This window comes from Loktanella agnita (assembly GCF_046640325.1).
GTDB lineage: Bacteria > Pseudomonadota > Alphaproteobacteria > Rhodobacterales > Rhodobacteraceae > Yoonia > Yoonia agnita.
Map to the genome: position 1 here is coordinate 12916 of NZ_JBJMBF010000013.1, position 22889 is coordinate 35804.

Annotated in this window: 21 protein-coding genes; 10 read left to right on the forward strand and 11 right to left on the reverse strand. The window is 54.2% G+C overall.

Annotation, left to right across the window (positions count from 1 at the left end):
• Positions 1–20: 20 nt before the first annotated feature.
• Positions 21–2021 (reverse strand): protein-disulfide reductase DsbD family protein, encoded by a 2001-nt coding sequence (locus tag ACJ5NV_RS14715; protein ID WP_411644894.1) that lies wholly within the window; start codon positions 2019–2021, stop codon positions 21–23.
• A 223-nt stretch (positions 2022–2244) separates the two neighbouring features.
• Here ACJ5NV_RS14715 and ACJ5NV_RS14720 point away from each other — a divergent pair, with 223 nt between their 5' ends.
• Positions 2245–3531, forward strand: a complete 1287-nt coding sequence (locus tag ACJ5NV_RS14720) for a multicopper oxidase family protein (RefSeq protein WP_411644895.1) — start codon at positions 2245–2247, stop codon at positions 3529–3531.
• An 18-nt stretch (positions 3532–3549) separates the two neighbouring features.
• Here the strand turns inward: ACJ5NV_RS14720 and ACJ5NV_RS14725 are convergent, their stop codons facing one another.
• Positions 3550–3780 carry an anti-sigma factor family protein gene (locus ACJ5NV_RS14725; RefSeq protein WP_411644897.1) on the reverse strand — a complete coding sequence of 77 codons (231 nt, stop codon included), beginning with the start codon at positions 3778–3780 and terminating at the stop codon, positions 3550–3552.
• Positions 3781–3843: 63 nt separating this feature from the next.
• On the reverse strand, positions 3844–4629 hold the full coding sequence (locus ACJ5NV_RS14730) for a DsbA family protein (protein WP_411644898.1): 786 nt from the start codon (positions 4627–4629) through the stop codon (positions 3844–3846).
• A 167-nt stretch (positions 4630–4796) separates the two neighbouring features.
• On the opposite strand from ACJ5NV_RS14730, the gene ACJ5NV_RS14735 reads away from it, so the two are divergent.
• The 4 genes from ACJ5NV_RS14735 to lgt all read left to right on the forward strand — a co-directional run bounded on the left by ACJ5NV_RS14735 (position 4797) and on the right by lgt (position 8450).
• Positions 4797–6125 carry an APC family permease gene (locus tag ACJ5NV_RS14735; RefSeq protein ID WP_411644899.1) on the forward strand — a complete coding sequence of 443 codons (1329 nt, stop codon included), beginning with the start codon at positions 4797–4799 and terminating at the stop codon, positions 6123–6125.
• A 107-nt stretch (positions 6126–6232) separates the two neighbouring features.
• Positions 6233–6721 carry a disulfide bond formation protein B gene (locus tag ACJ5NV_RS14740; protein ID WP_411644901.1) on the forward strand — a complete coding sequence of 163 codons (489 nt, stop codon included), beginning with the start codon at positions 6233–6235 and terminating at the stop codon, positions 6719–6721.
• Positions 6722–6767: 46 nt separating this feature from the next.
• A complete protein-coding gene (locus tag ACJ5NV_RS14745) occupies positions 6768–7472 on the forward strand; it encodes a DUF2182 domain-containing protein (protein ID WP_411644902.1) in 705 nt (234 codons plus the stop codon).
• 63 nt (positions 7473–7535) lie between these two features.
• On the forward strand, positions 7536–8450 hold the full coding sequence (gene lgt / locus ACJ5NV_RS14750; protein ID WP_411644904.1) for a prolipoprotein diacylglyceryl transferase: 915 nt from the start codon (positions 7536–7538) through the stop codon (positions 8448–8450).
• 51 nt (positions 8451–8501) lie between these two features.
• On the opposite strand, the gene mrdA is transcribed toward lgt, so the two are convergent.
• The 8 genes from mrdA to ACJ5NV_RS14790 all read right to left on the reverse strand — a co-directional run bounded on the left by mrdA (position 8502) and on the right by ACJ5NV_RS14790 (position 17241).
• Complete coding sequence (mrdA, locus tag ACJ5NV_RS14755) at positions 8502–10439, reverse strand: penicillin-binding protein 2 (RefSeq protein ID WP_411644906.1); 1938 nt, start codon at positions 10437–10439, stop codon at positions 8502–8504.
• Between the two features lie 24 nt (positions 10440–10463).
• Positions 10464–12803, reverse strand: coding sequence for a heavy metal translocating P-type ATPase (locus tag ACJ5NV_RS14760; RefSeq protein WP_411644907.1), 2340 nt, complete (start codon positions 12801–12803; stop codon positions 10464–10466).
• Between the two features lie 137 nt (positions 12804–12940).
• Entirely contained in the window at positions 12941–13504 is a 564-nt protein-coding gene (gene petA / locus ACJ5NV_RS14765; protein ID WP_411644908.1) for a ubiquinol-cytochrome c reductase iron-sulfur subunit, read from the reverse strand.
• 89 nt (positions 13505–13593) lie between these two features.
• On the reverse strand, positions 13594–14268 hold the full coding sequence (locus ACJ5NV_RS14770) for a TVP38/TMEM64 family protein (protein ID WP_411644909.1): 675 nt from the start codon (positions 14266–14268) through the stop codon (positions 13594–13596).
• Positions 14258–14662 (reverse strand): DUF6010 family protein, encoded by a 405-nt coding sequence (locus ACJ5NV_RS14775; protein ID WP_411644910.1) that lies wholly within the window; start codon positions 14660–14662, stop codon positions 14258–14260. The genes ACJ5NV_RS14770 and ACJ5NV_RS14775 overlap by 11 nt, the downstream gene beginning before the upstream one ends.
• A 70-nt stretch (positions 14663–14732) precedes the next feature.
• On the reverse strand, positions 14733–16163 hold the full coding sequence (locus ACJ5NV_RS14780) for a multicopper oxidase domain-containing protein (RefSeq protein WP_411644911.1): 1431 nt from the start codon (positions 16161–16163) through the stop codon (positions 14733–14735).
• Positions 16164–16170: 7 nt separating this feature from the next.
• Entirely contained in the window at positions 16171–16638 is a 468-nt protein-coding gene (locus ACJ5NV_RS14785) for a rhodanese-like domain-containing protein (protein ID WP_411644912.1), read from the reverse strand.
• A gap of 15 nt (positions 16639–16653) precedes the next feature.
• A complete protein-coding gene (locus ACJ5NV_RS14790; protein ID WP_411644914.1) occupies positions 16654–17241 on the reverse strand; it encodes an EF-hand domain-containing protein in 588 nt (195 codons plus the stop codon).
• 201 nt (positions 17242–17442) lie between these two features.
• On the opposite strand from ACJ5NV_RS14790, the gene ACJ5NV_RS14795 reads away from it, so the two are divergent.
• From ACJ5NV_RS14795 to ACJ5NV_RS14815, 5 genes are all read left to right on the forward strand, one after another.
• Positions 17443–19455 (forward strand): heme lyase CcmF/NrfE family subunit, encoded by a 2013-nt coding sequence (locus tag ACJ5NV_RS14795; RefSeq protein ID WP_411644916.1) that lies wholly within the window; start codon positions 17443–17445, stop codon positions 19453–19455.
• 2 nt (positions 19456–19457) lie between these two features.
• Positions 19458–20024 (forward strand): DsbE family thiol:disulfide interchange protein, encoded by a 567-nt coding sequence (locus tag ACJ5NV_RS14800; RefSeq protein ID WP_411644918.1) that lies wholly within the window; start codon positions 19458–19460, stop codon positions 20022–20024.
• Complete coding sequence (locus ACJ5NV_RS14805) at positions 20021–20491, forward strand: cytochrome c-type biogenesis protein (protein ID WP_411644920.1); 471 nt, start codon at positions 20021–20023, stop codon at positions 20489–20491. Before ACJ5NV_RS14800 ends, ACJ5NV_RS14805 begins: the two co-directional genes overlap by 4 nt.
• Positions 20488–21645 (forward strand): c-type cytochrome biogenesis protein CcmI, encoded by a 1158-nt coding sequence (gene ccmI / locus ACJ5NV_RS14810; RefSeq protein ID WP_411644922.1) that lies wholly within the window; start codon positions 20488–20490, stop codon positions 21643–21645. The genes ACJ5NV_RS14805 and ccmI overlap by 4 nt, the downstream gene beginning before the upstream one ends.
• Before the next feature lie 343 nt (positions 21646–21988).
• A complete protein-coding gene (locus ACJ5NV_RS14815) occupies positions 21989–22669 on the forward strand; it encodes a L,D-transpeptidase (protein ID WP_411644923.1) in 681 nt (226 codons plus the stop codon).
• Positions 22670–22889: the final 220 nt, after the last annotated feature.

Below are 22889 nucleotides of genomic sequence, written 5' to 3' on the forward strand. Positions count from 1 at the left end.
ACATGTTGGATTGTCTCTAATTAGCGAAGGCCGGCTTCCTTCAGCGCAGTCATGACAGCGCCGGTTGATAACACCTCAGACAGAATGAGCCCGTCTGGCGCATTTGGTCCATACACAATGTTGAATGGGATCCCAAAGCGGTCGTAAGACTCCAGATAACGCGAAATGGCAGGGTCTGACCGTGTCCAATCAGCTTGCATGGGAGTGACATCGTCGCCTTGAAGCCGATCTGCAACCGGCGCGCGATCTAGAACCAATGCCTTGTTTGCTTTGCAGGTCAAACACCAGTCGGCTGTCACATCGACGAAAACCGTCTTCCCTTGAGACACGAGGCGAGGAATTTCGCCACGGTCAAAGACGACCCAATTCGGATCGACCTGTCTCGCCTCTGCCGGCGACGTGAAACTACCGGTCATGGCAATGCTGAAAATCGCGATGGCGGAGAGTGAGACTGTACGGGTCACGCTGCCAATCTTTGGAAAAGCTGCAACTACCGCAAAGAGGATCGCCATGACAAGCACAAAAGCTGCCACGGGCGCCCCTGCCACGCCGCTGAGAACCCACAATAGCCAAGCTGCCGTTCCCGCCAGAAGTGCGCCTAGAACCCACTTGATGACGATCATCCAGCCTCCCGGCTTTGGCATCATCCTGATCAAGCCGGGTTTCCATGCGAAAAGAAGGTAAGGCAGGGCAAGCCCAAGACCCAACGCAGTAAAGACGACCATCACGTCAACAGGACGTCCGGTCAGGGCAAAGGCGACAGCCGTGCCAAGGAACGGAGCAGAGCAGGGTGTGGCCAATACGGCGGCGAAAGCACCGGTTGCAAAATCGCCGCCATACCCTGCGCGCGCGCCAGATCGCGCTAATCGCGTTTGTAATCCCGATGGCAATGATATTTCGAACAAGCAGAACAGATTTGCCGCAAAAACCGCAAGGACCAGAAACATGACCGCCAGGAAGGCCGGGCTTTGGAACTGTACGCCCCACCCCACGGTAATCCCGACAGACTGTAGGATCAGAATGACGGCCGCTAACCCCCACATGAAAACCAGGACGCCGAGGGCTGACATCAGGAAGCTGTAGCGGAAGTGTTGGACGGGTCTGTCACCCTGGTTCAGGAGTGACGTCAGTTTGATCGAAAGGACAGGCAGCACACAGGGCATGACATTCAGGATCAATCCGCCGAGCAATGCAAAGATGGCGATTGCCATGATCTGAGAGAGGTCGGGCCGGCTTTTCACCAGCGTGAAAGGTGGTTGTGGTATCTCTTGCGACCAACTTGGGGTGGCGGTGACGGCCCGCGGACCGTCTGTGAGCGTTATCTGCACCTGGGGCACAACGTCATTGCGGGCGTAAAGGGGCAGCTTTGCCCATACCTGCGTTCCAGTACTGTTGGTCCTAATGTCTGGCTTGCCGAAGGTGAAGCTTGGCCCCATTTCAGGAAACACATCCGGCATGGCAAAGCTCTTATCAGAACTGGCAACGACATAGAGCGCATCATCGGTGAGGACGGCTGTATCGATCGCAATGCCGCTCGCTGCGGGATCTAGAGGAACTTTGTTTGCGAATTCAGTGATTAAATCTCCGGCGTTTAGGTCAATCCCGATGCCGGCAGGCAGGTCGAGGCTCAAGTCGAAATCATGTGGGACACAAATTTCTGAACATGTCAGCAGTGTCACCTGCGCCTCTAGCCGCGCCGGCCGGCCACCATCTTCCAAAAGGGCCTGAACGGGTAGGACAACGCGGTCGTGGTAACCGAAGTTTTCAATGCCGAACGCAGTGAACCGTTCGGGGGCGGGCCACAGAATTTCCGCACTGGCAAGGTTCTGCGATCCTTCCCAAGAGATTTGCGGTGGCAGTCCAACCTCGCCCGGTGAACGCCAATATGCCTTCCAACCGTCCTCCAGCTTGAGATCCAATCCAAGGGAAAGTGTGGTCGCGTTTGGTGGAACCGCGTTCTCTACCGAAATCAATCGGGCCGTTACGGCAGGGCTGGTGTAGGGTTCCGAGACCTCAGCCATCAGATTAGAAGCCCACAGAATACACAGAAGGAATAACAAGAATTGTCGGCCGGCAGACAGCATAAACGCGCTCGCTCAGGTCAGGGAGTTACACTGTGACATATACCTTTGGACCCTCGATGAAGAGTTCGGAAATGTATCAAAATGTCTGATCCGTTATGTCTTTTGAAATTGGTCTTCGTGTGTTCTCTATGCAGCAATTGAATCTTAAACCAGGTGACAGATGATCATGAATCGTCGGCAGATGCTGATTGGCTTGAGCGCAGCTGCGCTGCCCCAGCCAATACGGGCGGAAGGCAGCCGCGTTATCTTGCGTCCGACCAAAGTCGATATGGTCGTCGAAGGCCGTTTGATCGAGATGATTGGCTTCAATAACTCCGTCCCTGGTCCAGAAATCAGGGTTGGCCGGAATGAAACACTGTCAGCCCGACTTGAGAACACACTTGAGGAAGGTACCATGATCCATTGGCATGGCATCCGGCTGCCTAATGCAATGGATGGTGTGAACGTGCTCACGCAAGACGCGGTCATACCTGGCGGCAGTTTTGACTATCGTTTCGCTGTGCCAGATGCGGGAACATTCTGGTATCACTCGCACTATCTCTCCCTCGATCAAGTCAGCCGCGGTATGTTCGGTCCCTTGATCGTGGAGGAGCTTGACCCGCCCGAAGTCGATCAAGACATCACGATCCAGCTTTTTGATATTCTCACTGACGCAGAAGGCAATTTCGACCGTACCTTTCACACATCGCACTACACCACGGAAGGGCGGCTTGGAGATGTCATGATGGCCTTCTCATCGTCTTATCAGACGCGGGTTGGTGAACGATTGCGCCTGCGGGTCATCAATCCATCCGTTGATCGTGTGTTCAAGATCACACTCCAGGGGATGTCCGGTGTCGTCGTTGCGCTTGATGGGATGCCGCTGGTCGCACCGCAGCTATTGGGCGACATGGTTCTAGCACCTGGACAACGAGTCGACGTGATTGGAGATGTTGACGCGGACGTCCTTGTACTTGAGAGCTCATCAGTCGAACCCTTGCTGTTGGCCAAAATCAGCGCAACTGGCTCCCGCGATAAAAGAAACGCAGCGATCACGCCGTTGCCACCCAACGGGCTGCCGCAACCCGGCCGCATCACCCAAAGTGTTGGTCTCGTCATGCAGGGTGGGGCAGGTGGAAAACCGCATGGTGGCTTTGGCAGCTGGGCGTTCAACGATGTAAGTGGTCTACCTCGGGCACCGTTACTCTCGGCGCAGCGTGGTGAAACTATCCTCATGCAGCTCCGCAATGACACTGCTTTTCCGCATGGGATCCATCTACATGGGCACCATTTTTGGGAAACTGACGAACGCCGAGCGCCAACTGTCTTACGCGACACAACACTTGTTGAAGCAGGCGAAACCAAAGAGATACTCTGTGTCTTCGACAATCCCGGTGCATGGCTGATCCATTGTCATATGTTGAGCCATCAAGAGGACGGAATGGCCACTTGGCTACAGGTCGCTTAACCTTACGCTAAAGCGATTCTAGCCTTTCTCAGCAATTGACGTTTGCCTGATCTTGCTGATGAGTTGAGCAGACACTGGCAGTTCGAGCATCGCAGAAAACTCGTGGCCAGCTAGAGCATTAGCCTCAGACAACTGATCAAGTTCTGCCCGGAGTTGAGCGTCATTCAGCAAGGCCTTTCGCAGTTCTCTGCTTTCGGCATCCGTCAACTCACCGTCGAGGAAGGCGCTTAATTTCTTGCTGTTTCGCATCAATTCAATCCTCCCTAGCCTGGTGGTCCCATGTGAGAACTCGTCGGTGATCTTAAAGTCTGGTCATGCATAATTGCACTGCTCAGCCCAGCCCTCTTCACGCTCCAACTCAATGATCGACTTGATCGCTCCGTCGCTGACTTGACCCTGAACTACCGTGCGTCCGATCACGAGAGCCGGCGTTCCAACAAACGCCAGCACACGCGACAATGCGGCGCTGTCTTCCAACTCTTGCGAAACCTCGGCACTGTCGATGTCGATGAACAACTGTTCTTCATCGATCTCTAGCTCCTCAGACAAACGTACTAGGTACTCAGGGCTTGCGACAAATGGGGTTTTCATCAGCCTTTCATGAAACGCAACGTAAGCACCCTGTCGCTTTGCCGCCAATGCAGCCCTTGCTGCAAGGTTTGAGTCTTCGCCAAGCAACGGGAGTTCATGCCATGCGATTGAAAACTCATTCCCGTTGGACACTACGAGATCTGCTAGACGCTTTGTCTGGACCCTGCAGAATGGGCAATAGTAATCTGAAAATGAAGCAACGGGGACTTGCCTAGGTGTGAGGTTCAACTCACCATATAAAGCACGACAGACATTTTCACCAACCCGGGCGTCTGCCCGCAGCTTTGCTTCTTTGACGGAGTCAGAACCAGTATTACTCATCCCCGCAAAAGGGTCGAAGGAACCAGAACTCGTCTCACCAGCAACAAACTTTCGAAATCCATTCGGCCGATCCATATCAACGAACTGAATTTCTTGCGGTATCAGGTTGGGTCCGTACCTGAGCGCAGCATAACCCGCCACAACGGCTGCTATCGTGATCAGAGTGCTGCGTTTTTTCTCGTCCACAATGCCTCTTCCAACTGACCTAAGCGCTTATTTATAGGCATTGGGAGGTCATGTGATCAACTTTACATATCGATACAAAACAGTCGGCTCGGCTGGGTTACGCCGGTTTTCTTTGGCTTCTAGGATAGAGCCTCTAAGCAATCAAAACTCAAAGCGAGTGGCGCAACATGGATCATGATCATTCAAGCAGTCCAACAAATGCTGATCGCATAACCCTGAGTAGCGCGGTCGCGATGGGCACTGGCGTCATGATTGGGGCGGGCATCTTTGCACTGACGGGCCAAATCGCGCAACTTGCCGGGCCAATCTTCCCTTTGGCTTTCGTTGTCGGCGCGATTGTGACCAGTTTCAGTGCCTACAGCTACGTCAAGATGTCAAACGCGTGGCCTTCGTCTGGTGGCATCGCGATGATATTGCAAAAGGCCTATGGACCGGCAGCAATAGCCGCGGCTGCGGCACTGTTGATGGCGATATCCATGGTGATCGCGGAGAGCCTTGTTGCACGTACATTCGCAACTTACGTCTTACGGCCATTTGAAATCTCTGATGGACCTCTGATCCCGGTGCTCGCAGTCGGCGTCATCGCCTTTGCCTTCATTGTTAACAAGTTTGGAAGCCGGTCGGTTGGTGCGCTTTCACTGGTGATGGCATTTTTGAAGATTGGTGGTATCGCCTTGTTCGGCATTGCGGCGCTGTGGGCGGGCGGCTTCACTTTCACATCTGAAACCGAAACGTCATTCGATGGCGACGCAGTTGGATTTGTTGCGTCCGTGGCGCTCGCTATTCTAGCCTTCAAGGGTTTTACCACGATAACCAACAGTGGTGGGGAGATCGTGGACCCGCACCGCAATGTCGGCCGGACCATCATGATCTCCATTGCTATTTGCGTCGTCGTGTACTTGCTCGTCGCGTTTGCAGTCGGTTCGAGCCTGACCATTGACGAAATCATTGCTGCAAAGGACTACTCGCTTGCCGAGGCGGCGGCACCTGTTTTGGGACAGACAGGTTTCTATTTCACTGTGGTTTTGGCTGCGGTCGCAACTGCCTCTGGCGTCCTGGCGAGCGTTTTTGCCGTGTCTCGCATGCTTACCATGCTCACTGACATGGAAATGATCCCGCATCGCCATTTTGGAATGTCGGGCCCGGTCCAAAGCCATATGTTGGTGTATACCGTCGTCCTAGCATCTATCCTGGCGGTTTTCTTTGACTTGTCCCGCATCGCTTCGCTGGGCGCATTCTTCTATCTTGTAATGGACATGATCGTGCATTGGGGTGTTTGGCGGTTCATGCGCCACGAGATCAAGGCGAATGGATTGGTCGTTCTCACGGCATTGGTCCTGGATGCTGTTGTGCTCGCAGCGTTTACGACAATGAAGCTTAGGTCTGATCCAGCCATCGTGGCAATCGCTGTGATGTCAATCATCACGGTATTTGTACTTCAAAGGATTTACTTATCTCGCTGGACCGCACCAGCGCACGAAGATGCGCATGCATGATTACAAATCGTTACAAAACTCTTTGTGGTCAGGGGGTTCGAGGCATGGACGATGTCACCCTTGTAAGCCATTTTCCACGCTGATCGCATTCACTTGAGAAATTCTTCATGACAAACACACCGCACAACATTGCACTTCTGGCAGCGACAGGCTCGTTACTCTTGCTCTCAGGCGCATGGATCTTTCAGGCATTGGGCTATGCTCCTTGTGCGATGTGTATTTGGCAGCGTTATCCCCATGGGTTCGCCATTCTATTGGGATTGATTGTCCTGTTTGGCCTACGGCACATAGTTATCTATCTCATTGGCGCGGCTGCTGCGGCAACTACTGCCGGTTTGGGCCTTTACCACACGGGCGTTGAGCGCGACTGGTGGGAGGGCCCTAGCACCTGTACTGGGTCGGGTTCAGACATGTTAAATATGACCGGGAACCAACTGTTGTCGACGACTGAACCAGTGAACCTAGTGTTATGCGACGAAGTGGTCTGGGAGTTTCTTACCCTTTCAATGGCAAGTTGGAATGCGATCTTCAGTGTTCTGATCGCGGTCCTCTGGATTGCTGCAGCGTTGGCACACCGATCGCGAGCATTGGTCTGAGGAACAGTCCCGCGGTGCAGAGCCCACTCACAGACGGATACGACCTATGCAGCAAGTAGCTCTTCGAAACACATTCTGGTTGGGATTCTTTGCCATCGTACTGTGGGCATGGTGGGTCATGTTCAACATGACGATCGCTCCAATGTCGATGATGCCTAGCAAGTATCTTGGTCTATTTTCGATGTGGGCGATCATGATGGCGGCAATGATGGGCCCAACTTTTGTGCCCACCATGCGCGCATATGAAGACCTGATCACCTCGGCGGATGGGAGCAGATCAGGCTCCCTCGGGGTGGTCTTGGGTTTCTTTGTTGTATGGGTCGGTTTTGCCGGTTTGATTGCGTTCGCGCAGTATTGGTTGATCGAAGTTGGCGTACTGACCGCCATGGGACGGTCCGTCTCAAATTATTTCTCGGCGGCGCTTTTGCTTTCGGCCGGTGTTTATCAGTTCACCGCGCTCAAGAACCGATGCTTAGATCACTGCCGATCGCCAACATTTCAATTCCTCGCCCACTGGCGGACAGGATTTTCCGGTGGAGTCTATATGGGACTGCACCATGGCGCGTACTGCGTCGCTTGCTGCTGGGGCCTCATGGTCATTGGCTTTGTTGGTGGCGTCATGGATTTGCTTTGGATGGGTGGAGCGACGCTTCTGATGACTTTGGAGAAACTCCCACAGGTGGGACGGTACCTGACGCGGCCACTTGGCATCGGCCTTATCTTGTGGGGCGTCTTCACCCTCGTTCAATAAAGAGCGGCCACCGTCCGACAAGTGTTTTGGTACGCGCCGTATCCTTGAAAAAACGAAAGACCAATGATGATCGGTTATCTTCCTTTTCCCGATATCGGGACCGAAATATTTGCGATTGAGTTGGGTGGATTCCGACTTGCGCTGCGCTGGTATGCGCTTGCTTACATCGTTGGTCTCTTTGTTGGTTGGCGCATTTGTGCGAGATCTATCAGCCGCGCAGATTTCTGGTCAAAGATCGGACCGCCGTTCTCAAAGCGCCAATTGGAAGACTTGTTCACCTGGATCGTCGCAGGCGTAATTATCGGTGGGCGGCTAGGGTTTGTGCTGTTTTACCAGCCAGAGTATTACCTCCAAAATCCCTTGGAAATCCTCATGGTCTGGCAAGGAGGCATGTCATTTCACGGCGGTTTTCTTGGCGTCGCTGTCTCAACGCTCATTTTCTGCCACCGGCAAGGTGTTGCGGTCTTGCCAACAGCGGATCTTTTGGCAATCGCTACACCACCCGGTCTTTTCTTAGGCCGCGTGGCGAATTTCACCAACAACGAATTGTGGGGGCGCCCAACAGATGTGCCATGGGGGGTGGCATTCCCTGGTGAGTTGGCGCAAGCCTGTCCCGGTGTTGTTGGTGTTTGTGCGCGGCATCCGTCTCAGCTTTACGAAGCTATTCTAGAGGGTTTGATACTCGGGGCATTGCTGCTGTTTTTGGCTTGGCGGCGCGGTTGGTTGCGTTTTCCCGGTCGGCTCACTGGCGTGTTTTTGGTAGGCTACGGCAGCTCGCGCGTGTTCGTAGAGTTTTTTCGGCAACCCGACCTACAATTTGTCACGTCAGATAATCCAATCGGTCACGCGCTGCATTTTGGAAACTGGGGCATTACGATGGGACAAAACCTCTCCCTACCCATGATATTGGTCGGTCTAGTGTTGATCCTGTGGCCTGCGTCAAGACCAACGAAAGAAGCTTCACCGAAAAGGCCATGACTCACCTCGGTGCAATGTCTACAAAGGGCTTCTTTTTCGAAGCGTAAACTGTCAGGTCCGGTCACTTTGCCTACCCTCCGTCATGGTTCGGCCATGCACCCGTTTTTGTTGCTCCAAAATCTGCGGTCTTTGGCTCTCGGGATATGCTTCAAGCGGTGGCCGACCGCCGTATAGGGCTTGTAGCATAATATCCCGCGCGATTGGAGCGGCTGCACGTGATCCGCTCCCACCGTGTTCAACGACCACGGCGATACTGTACTTGGGGTTCTCGATAGGCGCGAAACCAACGAACAACGCATGATCTCGCCGCTCCCAGGGAAGGTCTTCATTCCGGATAATTCCAAGTGCCCGTTCCTCGGTCGTGATCCGACGGACTTGGCTCGTGCCAGTCTTTCCGGCCAAGTCGTAACCTGCTGACAGAACGCGTGAACGGTATGCCGTCCCTCGGTTATGATTGACGACATCCGCCATGGCAGCACGACAGCGCCTCAGGGCGTTTTCGTTGATACCCAATTCTGCCGTGACCGACCTTGCGTTAGTCCCGTGCCGCGGTTTTATCAATTGCGGTGTGACTTCCCGCCCCGACGCAAGACGTGCCGTCATCGTCGCAAGTTGCAACGGAGAGGTCAGAACATATCCTTGGCCAATTGCAGTATTTACCGTGTCACCTATCCGCCAGGCTTCATCGCGCACGCTCCGTTTCCATTCGCGCGTGGGGTTGAGGCCCTGTGCAACCGCCGACAGCGGTAAATCATATCGCTCGCCAAGGCCAAATCTGGCAGCCATCTGAGAAATCGCATCAATTCCTACACGCTGACTGACTTCATAGTAATAACTATCACAGGACTGTTTCAGGCTTTCATGCAGGTTCATGTTCCCATGTCCGCCACGCTTCCAGCAATGGAAACGGGTTTCACCAACATCCACAAACCCGGGGCAGTAAACCGTCTCCTCTGGCGCAATAACACCCGCCTCAAGTGCTGCAAGGGCAACGATCATCTTGTAAGTCGACCCGGGCGGGTAGGTGCCTTGAAAGGCCTTCGCGGCCAAGGGGCGGTACGGATCCTCGTTCAAAGAGGTCCAGTCTTGTACCGAAATTCCCCGCACAAACTTATTTGGGTCAAAGGTTGGAGCAGATGCAATGCAACGCAGTTCTCCGGTCTCAATATCCATGACGACGGCACTCGCGCTTTCGCCAGCAAGCCGCGCCTGCGCGTAGCCCTGAAGGGATATGTCGATCGTGAGTTGGACGTCTGTGCCAACTGCGCTGTCGACTTTGCCGAGCTCACGAATGATGCGTCCACTCGCATTGACCTCAACCTGCCGGGTTCCAGCAACGCCTCTCAGTGATCGCTCAAGCTTGTTCTCGACGCCGGTCTTGCCAATCTGATATCTTGGTATCCGCAATAGTGGATCAGGATCATTTATGCGGTCTAGATCGTAGTCACTCACCGGACCCACGTAACCAACGATATGTGCTAGATCAGCGCCAAACGGGTAGTACCGAGAGAGTCCCACCTCCGAACGTACGCCAGGCAATGCCGGCGCGTTGATGTTGATGAAAGAGACTTCATCCCATGACAAGCGTTCCTTGAGTGTGACCGGAATGAACGGCGCCTTCTGTTCCATTTCAGAAAGCGCGCGCGCGATGGCGTCCGGATCAAGTTCAATTGCATTCGCCAGCCTGGCTATAGCTTCGACCGGGTCACCGGTCTCTTCGCGTGTCATGACCAAACGATAGTTCTGTTCATTCTCGGCTAGCACGACGCCGTTGCGATCAAATATCAGGCCACGCGATGGCGGGATGAGCTGAATGTTGATACGGTTTTCCTCAGCCAGAAGCCGATATTGATCTGCATTCTCGATCTGGAGTGACCGCATCCGCCATCCGATCGCACCCAAAACGCCGATTTGACCGAGCCCGAGAATTAGAGCACGCCGCGAGACACCTCTGAATTGCCGAACTTGATCTTTATTGCTTCGGACCATGGAACCTTACCAAGCATGTGGCTGCTAGAGCTTAACCCGGCGCAAACGCAAAGCGTTCGCGATCACGGATACCGATGACAGGCTCATTGCTGCCGCCGCGATCATGGGAGACAACAGCAATCCAAAGAACGGGTAGAGAACACCCGCAGCAACAGGGACACCCGCGGTGTTATAGGCAAACGCAAAAAACAGGTTCTGTTTGATATTGCGCACGGTTGCTTTCGCGAGTTTTCGCGCACGCACAAGACCCACCAAATCGCCACCAAGAAGCGTAATGCCGGCACTTTCGACGGCAACATCCGCTCCTGTTCCCATGGCGATGCCAACATCGGCGGCGGCAAGGGCAGGGGCGTCGTTCACACCATCGCCGGCCATCGCAATTTTTGCACCACTTGCCCGTAATTGATCGACGAGAGCTTTTTTGTCTTCCGGTAAAACGCCAGCGTGAACTTCATCAATACCCAGTTTTTGCGCAACCGCTTCGGCTGTCTTTTGGTTATCCCCCGTGGCCATGATAACCCGGAGGCCAAGGCGATGTAGATCTTCAATCGCGCCAGCGGTGGTTTCCTTAATCGGATCGGCCACTGCGACGATCCCCGCGAATTTTGCATCGACCGCAACGAACATCGCCGTCTTGCCAGCCGCCCGGAGATCATCCGCAGTGTTCTCGGCAAGTGCATAATCCACACCGATTTCGCGCATCATCGCTGGGTTTCCCAACGCAACGTCATGACCTTGGACCTGACCTCGGACCCCTTTGCCGGTAATGGCTTCAAATCCATTCGCGTTCTCCAAAGACAGGCCGCGCGTCAGAGCCCCCTCGACAATAGCTTCAGCCAAGGGGTGTTCAGATCCTCTTTCAAGTGCCGCTGCAAGAGCGAGAACTTCGGTTTCTGATTGATCCCCGGTTACGACCACATCCGTAAGCTTCGGACGTCCCTGAGTCAGTGTGCCAGTCTTGTCGACGATGACGGTGTCAACCTTGGCCATCCGTTCTAGCGCCTCTGCGTCCTTGATAAGAACACCGGCTTGTGCCCCCCGCCCAGCCGCAGTGGTGATTGAGATCGGCGTGGCCAAACCCAAAGCGCAAGGACAAGCGATGATCAGTACAGAAACAGCCGCTGTCACGGCAAATGCCAGTGCCGGATCAGGCCCGAATGAGAGCCAGACAAAAAATGAAACAATGGCAATGAGTACGACGGTTGGAACGAAAACTGATGACACGCGGTCGGCAAGTCCCTGAATAGGTGCCCGTGATCGTTTGGCCCCCGCAACCATATCCACAATCTGCGAAAGAACCGTGTCTGCGCCAACTTGCGTCGCTCTTATTGCCAACGTGCCGTTCTTATTCAATGTCCCGCCTGTGACACGATCACCTTCACCTTTTTCAACCGGCAAAGGTTCGCCCGTAATCATGCTTTCGTCGATTGAAGAGCGCCCTTCGATCACTTCGGCGTCGACGGGAATGCTGTCACCGGGCCGAACGCGCAACATATCGCCCGCAATGATGTGCTCCAATGGTGCATCATACTCTGTGCCGTCAGGCAAGATACGACGCGCCGTCTTGGGAGCAAGGTCAAGTAAGGCGCGAATGGCATCACCGGTCCGTTCTCGCGCACGAAGTTCAAGCACTTGGCCCACAAAAATCAACGTAACGATAACGACAGCAGCCTCGTAATAGGTGCCCACATTATCACCTGAGCGATAAGCCTCTGGAAAAACTCCAGGCAGGAAAGTCGCAGCCAGCGAATAGATATATGCCGCACCAACGCCAAGCGCGATCAACGTCCACATGTTTGGTGATACGTTCTTGATAGACTCGACGCCCCGTTCAAAGAAGGGAAGGGCGGCCCAGAGTATGATCGGCGTTGCCAGCAGAAATTCGACGTAGATTGCCGTCTGATGGCCGATCCAATCGCGTACCGGAAGGCCGAAAAGTTCGCCCATCGTCATTATGACTAGCGGTACGGCCGCAATCGCGCTGATCCACATGCGTCTGGTAAAGTCTGTCAGCTCTTCGGATGGTTCGTCTGAAGGCACCGTTGGCTCTAGCGCCATACCACAAATGGGGCAGGAGCCTGGCGCATCCTTCAGGATTTCCGGGTGCATAGGACACGTCCATTGCGTGCCTGCCTGATCGACCATCTGTGTATTCTGGGCGTTTCCAGACGCATAGTAGTAGGGATCTGCTTCAAATTTGGTTTCGCAGTTTTCAGAACAGAAATGGAATCGCTTTCCGTCATATTGGGCATGACGGGTGCTTTCATTCACTTCAACGGTCATGCCGCAGACCGGATCGGTATCAGTATTCGCCCCTTGAGGCATTTGGGCATGGACATGTTCGTGCGGGTGGTCGTCGGCCATAGTCTTCGTTCCTCGCGTGCTTGACACTTACGAAGCTACTCATTCCAGCAACGGGAAGGTCAAGACGACCGCCCTTCCGCAATTGTATCATTTCGTAACGGCGAGACCGCCAATCGCGATCTTGCGAATGCCCAGGGTCAACCCAAAGTCAGAACCAGTCCATCTGAAACTGACATAACAGGGATATGCAGGTTCTCCGGTGCGGGTCCTTTTCGAATGCGCCCCGCAGTATCGTAATGTGAACCGTGGCAGGGGCAGAACCAGCCGCCAAAGTCTCCTGCCCCGTTGCCAAGCGGCACGCAGCCAAGATGCGTACACACCCCGATCATCACAAGAAACGCGTCATGTCCGGGCACAACTCTGTTTTCGTCGGCAGCAGTATCCTCCCCGACAAGATTGGGGTTTCTGGCGCTGGTATCGGGCAAGTCGCTCAATTCTTCGGACCGGGCCTGATTGATTTCCTCTTCGGTGCGATGACGAATGAATACAGGTTTTCCAGACAGCATGATTGTGAGTTGAGTGCCAGGTTCGACGCCGGAAACATCGACCCTGATGCTCGATAACGCCAGCACATCGGCCGACGGATTCATCTGATTAATGAGCGGCCAAATTGCGGCGCCTACGGCAACTGTTCCTGCACCTGCAGTTGCGTAATAAAGGAAGTCACGTCGGGCAGGGTTGATAGATACATCATTTTCCATGATTCGACGGTAAATGGTTCCCACACAGGAAGGTCAATGCTGGTACTGGCAATGGGTTTGACAATACGGCCGACGATATATCAAGCGGGTCACAGCGCCTTTGCTCGACCACGACGGTGCCAAAGAGCACCCAGTATGAGCGGTGCAGCTGTCATGAGACCTAACCCCAGGACGATCCATTCAGACGTGCCAAATTCGCCCGTCATTGCTTCGGCGCCGAAGTGTGCGAGAAGAAAGCTGGCCGGCAGAATTCCCGCCAGTGTTGCCACGAGGAAACGCCATAGATGTAACCGACTGAGCCCGGCGGCATAGCTCATTGCGTCAAAAGATATGAACGGCAACAGGCGGGAGCCAAAGACCGTAAGCATCAACATATTTTGAGATCCAAGAAGGCCATAGGTCGCTTTGTCACCAAGCCAGCGCTCGACTTGATCGCGCGCAAAATAGCGTGCGATCAAGAATGCAATCAAAGCCCCCAGTTCTGACCCGATGGCAACATAGATGGCACCAGCAACGTGGCCATATGCTGCGCCGCTCACCAATGCGATTGGTGCGCTCGGGATTGGACTTGCGACAACAGCTGCCATCATCAAGACAATAATCAGCATTGGCCCCCAAGGCCCGGCGATAGCGATCCAGCTTTCAATGGTCTCGCGGTCAATTTGGGGCATGTATCCCATGATCCACGCGCCGATAGTGGCGACAACCGCCAAGACCAATAGCCAGAAACCCAGGCGGCGCAGTTTTTCAGGTTTAGAAGGCATAGAGCATCACCAGAAAGAGGGCCGCTGAGAGGTCGAAGACCACGCAGAGTGGAATGTACCAGTGCGGGACCCGCGCACCGACAATTGGGCGATGATGCAGCAAATCCCAAATGGCATGCGAAGCCAAACCAAGCGGGATTGCGATCCAATGCCACAACAGACCCGCCAGCGCAGCTGCGCCAAAAAGCACAGCCACTACAAGTTCCAGCGCCAACGTCTTGCCATCGTTTGCCTGCGCGCCAAAACCTATATAAGCGCCCCCAATCAAGCTCAGCGTGATTGCAGAAATGGCAATCGAGACGTTTTGCGCAACGACCAAGTGGAATGGCGCCGCGACAATGAACAGCAAACCGCCAAGAATAGTGGGGCGGCGAACGTGAAATCCAGATTCCATTGTAAACTTTCAGTAGACCCTGGCTTCTTCTTTGAGGGTTCCAGTAAGGGGAGGGTCAAGAACGAAATGCCTAGCTGACGCTAAATTGGCCCATCATGCCGCCGTCTTCATGCTCGAGAATGTGACAGTGGTACATATACGGCGCCGATCGTGAGGCTTGCTTTTCAAACCTGACAACCAATTCTGACTGACCATTAACCAATACGGTGTCTTTCCAGCCACGGTTCTCTGGCCGCGGCTGTTGTCCGTTTTCAGAAAGCACCTGAAAGCGAACGCCATGAATGTGGAATGGATGCATCATCAGGTCTCCTTGAACGACCCAGCGTTCAAGACTGTTGAGTGCTACAGAAAAGTTGAGTGCTGTTTCATCAAAAGCAACATCATTGATTGAAAACTGCCGATTGGCTCGCGCCATCATCATCCCCATACCCATCGACATATCGAGCGAAAAACGTCTGACGGGTGCGCCGGCAAAATCGAGGTTTGGCAAGACGCCATCAAGAATTTCAGGTAAGCCGCTTATCCGCGCGGGCAGGGTGCTATCGACTGCAAATGGCAGAACGATAAATTGACCGCCAGAACGACCACCCATCGCTGAATTTGCGATGTTGTCGGAGACAAGTGAGCAATCAATGCCATCAAGGAAGTCGATGAGGACTTCCGCGCGCTCGCCCGGCGCAAGAGTAAGGTCATTGAGTGCGACCGGACGATCAAGATAGCCACCATCCGTCGCGATCAGATGCATGGGCCGGTTGTCCGAAAGTGAAAGCCTATAAATCCGCGCGTTGGATCCATTGACAAGACGGCACCGGACAATCCCCTTTGGCACCACGGCAGTGGCACCTACTTGTCCATTCACCAGCATCGCATCGCCGAGAAAGCCATTGATGGCGTCATGCATGCCGCTGTTATATGTCATACGCCCGCGCCGGTTGAACTGGCGATCCTGCAAAACAAGGGTCAGATCGTCGATCCCGTAAGCAGATGGCAGTCCGCGTCTGTCGTCCTGTCCGTCGGTGACATGTAACACACCGGCAAGTCCGAACATCACCTGTTCCGCTGTCGTCCCATGGACGTGACTATGATACCATGCCGTGGCTGGTGGCTGATCCAAGGATAAGACAGGATGCCAACTCTGTCCGGGCGCGATCGCTTGATGTGGCCCGCCGTCAACGTCGCCCGGAACAAGCAAGCCATGCCAGTGAGCTGACACGGGTGTGCGCAGCTGATTTTCGACCTCGGCTTGCGTGTCTGCGCCAGTCATCAGCCGCAGAGTTGGCCCTAGATAATCTTGATTGTAACCAAGAGTGTCAGTGGTCACACCGCCGTTGAAACGTGTTTTTCCAGCTTGCGCCCGCAATCGAAACCGCTGTGATCTGGTCGCATCCAACAGTGGTGGATAAGTGAGGTGTTTAACCGTTTCAGCGAAAATCTGCGCCGGAAATGCCGCCACAGCACCGAAACTGGCGCTACAAAGCAAAGCTTGTCTTCGGTTCAGCATCACCTGTTCACACAAGGCCGGCTGGCAACGCTGCCAGTGCCGTTTCAACATCAACGATGGGAAGACCAGCCGCGATCCAACCTGGTCCCAATGATGACCCCAGCATGCCTTCGGAAACATCAATGAAGCCGGTATATCCGGCCTGTCTCAGACCGCGCATCACGCTGCCTGATCGCCCGCCAGTCGCGCAAGTCAGGGCAACGGGTCGCCCATCTGCCAGTTCTCGCGCGGCAAAGAGGCGTTCCGGAAACCGGTCTTCGTGCAAACTAATCGTCCATGCGCCTTCTGCCACACCAGTCTCGTCCCATTCCGCGCGCGAACGCACGTCAATCAATCGAATCTGGTCTGCAATCAAGGCCTCATACGCCTGTCCCACAGACCAAATATCAGATGATTGCGCTGACAGGATTGATGGCATGGCAGCAGTACCGACCAACGCCGTCACCACCTGGCGGCGCGTGAGAAAAAGTTCCATTGCAGGTCTCCTGTCTTAATTGTCATCACCATGATGATCTGTGACGCCGCCATCGGCCATGCTGTCCATGGCGCCGATCCGCGCACCAGCCGCTTGCATCTCTTCCTGCGTAACCTCACCGTTAGCGTCTGCATCAAGATGTTGAAAGCGATCAATCATGCGGTCGCGTACTGCATTGGTGTGCAGTGCTTCAAATTCCTGAAGCGTTAGGGCACCATCCGAGTCTGCGTCAAACTCCTGCATTTTGACGTCCATATGTGGGGCCATGTTCTCTGGGTCACCGCCGGGCATCATCATTCCCATCATGTCACGGTCCATCATTCCCATCCGTTCGCCACCATTCATCATGGCCATCTGTCCGTTGCCGCCCATCATAGTTTGGTGCATTTGCATCATCATCTTCATCATGGGCATCATGTCACCGGTCATCATTCCCATTTGTGACATGTCGCCACTAGTTTCCATGCTGCCACCGCTGTCTGCGTCAGACATCATATCCATCTGTGTTTCTGAACTCTCGCCCGGATCTTCATCCGCAAGAGCTGCCTGCGACATTCCACCTGTGAACAGCGCCGCAAGTACTATAACGCGTTTAATCGACATCTTCTTTCCTTTCTATTTGCTGAACAAATATCGGGACCATCAGCAGTTTAATAAAGGTCGGTAGCGCGAGTGTTTTGTAATGATATGTCTCAGATTTTGGTTACAAATGGTGACAAACCTACCCCTAACAGCCTGCAGCGTCACTTGATACCTTCCGCGTAACCTGCGTTCGCGCGGACATTTAGCCAAGGGCATTTTCACATGACACCAGAGATCGGTCATTTCGCATTGGCGCTCGCGCTTGCTATGGCGATTGTTCAGAGTGTGCTGCCAATACTGGGTGCGGCACGCGGTAATATTCTATGGATGCAGTCTGCAAAGTGGTCATCACTGGGCCAGGTTTTTTTCACATCTATCGCGTTCTTCGCCCTGCTTCAGGCATTCGTCACGAGCGACTTCACCGTCAAAAATGTCGTTGAAAACTCGCATTCGCTCAAACCTATGCTGTTCAAGATCGCAGGCACTTGGGGCAGTCACGAAGGGTCACTTTTGCTTTGGGTGTTGATCCTTACAGTTTTTGGTGCCGCTGTTTCGGTATTCGGCGCCAACATTCCTGATAGCTTGAAAGCGCGGACCCTCTCGGTGCAGGCGTGGATCAGCGTTGGTTTCATCACGTTTATGCTGTTCACGTCAAACCCTTTTGACCGCATCTTTCCGCCCCCGATAGATGGTCAAGATCTGAACCCATTGCTACAGGACGTCGGTTTGGCAATGCACCCGCCACTTCTTTACATTGGGTATGTTGGGTTTTCGATTGTATTTTCCTTTGCCGTCGCGGCCTTGATCGAAGGGCGTGTAGATGCGGCCTGGGCCAGATGGGTCCGCCCCTGGACACTCGCCGCTTGGCTAAGCCTGACCGCTGGCATCGCATTGGGCTCTTGGTGGGCATATTACGAACTGGGCTGGGGCGGCTGGTGGTTCTGGGACCCAGTCGAGAACGTCAGCTTCATGCCTTGGCTTATGGGCACAGCCCTTCTTCATTCTGCAATCGTTACAGAAAAACGGGATGCCTTCAAAAGCTGGACAATCCTCCTGGCGATCCTGACATTTTCGCTTTCGCTGTTGGGAACATTTATCGTCCGGTCGGGACTTTTGACCTCCGTTCATGCTTTCGCGGTCGATCCTGAGCGTGGCTTGTACATCCTGGGTCTCTTGGCGGTAGCGATCGGCGGCTCTTTGGCACTCTTTGCGTGGCGCGCACCGGTCATGGAGCCGGGCGGCATCTTCAAACCGATCAGCCGCGAGGCCGGCTTACTCATCAACAACCTGATACTTGCAACGGCCACGGGCATCGTTTTGTTAGGCACACTTTACCCGCTGTTCTACGAAGCATTGACCGGCGGCCAAAAACTTTCAGTCGGCCCGCCATTCTTTAACGCAGCCTTCATTCCGATTATGCTGCCACTCGTTTTCGTGATGGGCATAGGGCCGTTCTTGTCCTGGAAGCGTGCAGACCTGCCGGGCGCCCTTCAAAGGCTGCGGTTTGTTGCGGTGCTGTCCGTTCTAGCGACGCTTGCGATCTGGTACATTGTGCGCGGCGGCCCGGTCCTCGGTTACCTGTCCATCCTTCTTGCCATTTGGCTTTTCGTGGCGACCCTCAAGGAATGGACGGTGCGGATCAAACTGTTTGATGTGCCATTTGCTGAATCGCGCAGGCGTGCTGCAAACCTCCCCAGATCCACTTATGGGATGACCTTGGCGCATACCGGTCTTGCCGTCGCCATGTTTGGCTTTATTGGCTCAAGTGTTTGGAAGACCGAGGAGATCGTATTTGTAGAGCCGGGCCGCCAGATAGAGATCGCCGGATTTGATGTTACATTCGAAGGCCTCGAACGCGTTCGGGGACCGAATTACGTCGCCGATCGGGGCAGGCTGACTGTCATGCTGGATGGGGAGTTTATAACGGAGCTCTTTCCAGAAAGCCGTTATTACCCGGTGGCGGAAAGCAACACCACAGAAAGTGCCATTCGCTCGACGATGGCAGGTGATCTCTATGCCTCTATCGCCAGACCAGCATCAGAGGAAGCCGGGGCAGGGGGCGCATTGACGTTGCGCATTCTTTACGAGCCCTTAGTCAATTTCATCTGGATCGGGTCAGCCATGCTTGTTCTGGGCGGTGGTCTTTCGCTATCCGACCGGCGCTTGCGCGTTGGCGCACCACGTCGTGGTTCGGAGAAAAAAATATCAAATGCGTCCAAGGTCCCGGCGGAATAACGATGACGCGTGCGCTGGCTCTTATTCCGCTTTTGATCGCGCTCGTCTTTGGGGGTTTTTTCTTGTGGGGGCTGGATCCAGATCGGGACCCAAATGATATCCCTTCGGTCTTGATCTCCCAACCCGCGCCAGAATTCACTCTCTTGGATGTCGAGGGGCTGGCGACGCCCAGTTTCTCGCGGGATGATCTTGTGGGCAATCCTGGTCCTGTGATCTTGAATGTCTTTGCTTCGTGGTGTGTGCCATGCCGTGCCGAACATGCCGTGCTGACACAGCTCGTCGAAAGTGAAGGTCAGCGGCTTTTCGGGATCAACTACAAAGACAAGCCTGAGGATGCGGTCCGCTGGTTGGCCGAACTTGGGAACCCATACGAAATGATTGGCGCCGACAGCACGGGCAGAGCTGGGATTGAATGGGGCATTTCCGGTGTGCCTGAAACATTCATCGTCGGGTCAGACGGCACTGTTCTGTACCGTTATGTTGGCCCGGTCGTGGGCGATGACGCAGTGAAAAAGTTTAAAGAAGCGCTGGTTCAGGCCGGTGCGGTGGAAATCGAGGCAGGCGGATGAAGCATCTGGTACTACTAGTCTTAATCATTCTACCCATGGCCCTCCTTGCGGTTGAGCCTGATGAGATATTGCAGGATCCCGTACTGGAGGAGCGCGCACGAGAGATATCAAAGGAACTGCGCTGTGTTGTCTGTCAAAACCAAGACATCGACAGCTCAAATGCTGGCGTTGCGCGTGATCTGCGCATTCTGGTCAGAGAACGACTGGTCGCTGGAGACAGCGACGAGGAAGTGATCAACTATGTCCATGCACGCTATGGTGACTACGTTTTGATGCGGCCGCCGTTCAATCTTTCGACAGCAGCACTGTGGCTTGCGCCCTTTACTCTTGCGCTGGCCGCACTCCTGATTGGGTGGAGCGTGTTATCGGCGAGCCGACGACGAAAGACGGTGGCGGGCCTTTCTGCTGCAGAAGAAGATGAAGTCGCGCGCTTTATTGAGCAGAATAAAGCGAGCGAAGAAACATGATCTGGCTGTTTTTCGTACTTCTTTCCTTGCTGGCTTTGTCGCTCATGGTGCTGCCGCTTCGCACCAAATTGCCACCCTCCGCCGTTCCTGAAGACACGACGCCAGCAGTGCTTTTGGATCAGTTGAAGGAGGTGAAACGCGATCTGGAACGTAACATTATCTCTGAAGTAGAAGCGCAAGCCGCCGAACAGGAGATCAAACGCCGGATCTTGATGCAGGCACGTAAGGCAGGATCAGGCAACAAAACACTCAACACCGGCGGTCGTGTTGGTGTGATCTTGAGTGCTGTCTTTGTGCCTCTCTTTGCGGTTGGCTATTACATGACGATGGGATCGCCCGAAATCGAGGGTCTGGCATTTGCTGACCGGGTATCGGAACGGCAGGAGGCGGCCCAGGTCGCTGATTTATCCTCCCAACTCTATGACCGGCTTGTGAGTGATCCCGATGGTGGACCAAGTGAAGGCTGGATGCTCTTGGGGCAGACCTATTCAAGAATGGGCCGGTTTGAGGATGCCGCTGAAGCATTCAAAGTCGTATCCGAGCGGCCAGAAGCAGATTCCGCCGTGTTTTCAATGTTGGCAGAAGCGTTGATCTATGCACAGCAGGGGGTGGTGACACCACCTGCCGAAGCAGCAATTGATCGCGCAATATCAATGAACCCAGACAATCCCGCCAGCATTTACTACAAGGCTTTGGCACTGTCGCAAAAGGGGGAGTCATTGCGTGGGTATGAGTTGCTTATCGCACGCCTTGATGCAGCGGACGGATTTTATCCCTGGATGGAAAGCCTTGTTGCAGAAGCAAATCGTATCGGTGCCGAAATCGGAAAGCCACCCCTCTCACTGGCAGACTTCGCGCCAATGGTGAATCAACCCGGCCCCACCGCCGAAGACGTCGCGAATGCGCAAGAGATGTCCGATGATGACAGGCAGGCGTTTATTCTTTCGATGGTGGCGCGTCTGGCGAACCGTCTTGAACAGGAACCGGGTAATCTTGATGGTTGGATGCGATTGGGGAATGCCTATTCAGTTCTCGGGCAAACAGAGGCTGCAATTGCCGCGTATGAACGGGCGGAGGCGCTTACTTTGAATGCCAGGGCAGGTGATCCAAAAACACAAGCTATCGGCGACGCTCTTTCGAGGCTGCGACCGTGATGCAGACTGGGCAATACGATGAAACTGCCGAGGGCGTCAAATATTTGGTATCATGCGGATCGAAGTCCAGACTGTCTTTCCTAGCGATCCGCAAATGCGTCGGTGGCGTGTTTGGGTAGGCGGCCAGCGATGCTGCCTCTCCTTGTATTTGTTGATAGAGGTGTCAACTTTGTTCGAAAATGACCCAACTTTGACTACTGGAACGCCCGTTAAGCTCAAGGAAATGTGACGAGAAAACCAAGGTAGGGTATTGAACCTAAAGTTGCTTGAGGTTGTAAGGACTGGATTCATTTCATGCGGGCAAAAAACTAGCATGTTCAAAGTAATAGCCGGAGTACGATTCATGTTGACAAGACGTCATTTCATTTCAATGAGCGCAGCCATGTTTTCGGCTCCATTGGCCAGCCCTGCATTTGCAAAGAGCTGGCCCACTGCGGCGGAGAAAGCTTTATGGGATACGCAGGTGACCCCTGTGGGTTATGATCCAGATATATCCAATCCATGGGGGCTGGAATCCCGGTTTCTACCCCAACGCGTGGCGCGGAATGAAGGTTTGATACCTGGTGATATCCATGTCGATGCGGTTGCGCGTTATCTCTATCACATCGAAGAGGGCGGAACGGCGATGCGTTACGGCGTGGCGATCGGACGGGGCGATCTGTACGAGCCGGGCATCTACACAATAAAGCGAAAGGTCGAGTGGCCGCACTGGACCCCGACCCAAAACATGATTGAACGTGAGCCTGAAACCTATGCACAATTCGAGGGCGGTGTGGAGCCTGGGCCTCAAAACGCGCTGGGTTCAAGAGCGCTCTATCTTTACGTGGGTGAACGGGACACTTATCTGCGGATACACGGGACACCACAGCCCAGAAGTATCGGAAGCCGCGCCAGTTCCGGTTGTGTGCGTATGGTCATGCCCCATATAAATGATCTCTATTCGCTCGTTGAAATAGGATCGACCGCGCATCTTTATTCTGCAGAAGACAGCGTTGCAACCCCCAGTGTCGGAGAGCTCTGGTGAGGTCCAGGATCTTAGAGAAGCGTCCTAGGTTTGCGCGGGGAGACAGATGCGCCGACCATCTCGTGTCATAACGGGCAGAAGCGTGGTTTCGACCCGTCCGCGATGTTCATACCAGTAGCACCCGTCTTCCGGTAATATCCGTGCCGTTGAGATATCTTGGTTTTGCGCTGCCAAGTTTACCAGGTCGGGTGGGATGACTGCGTCGGTATTGGCACGAGTG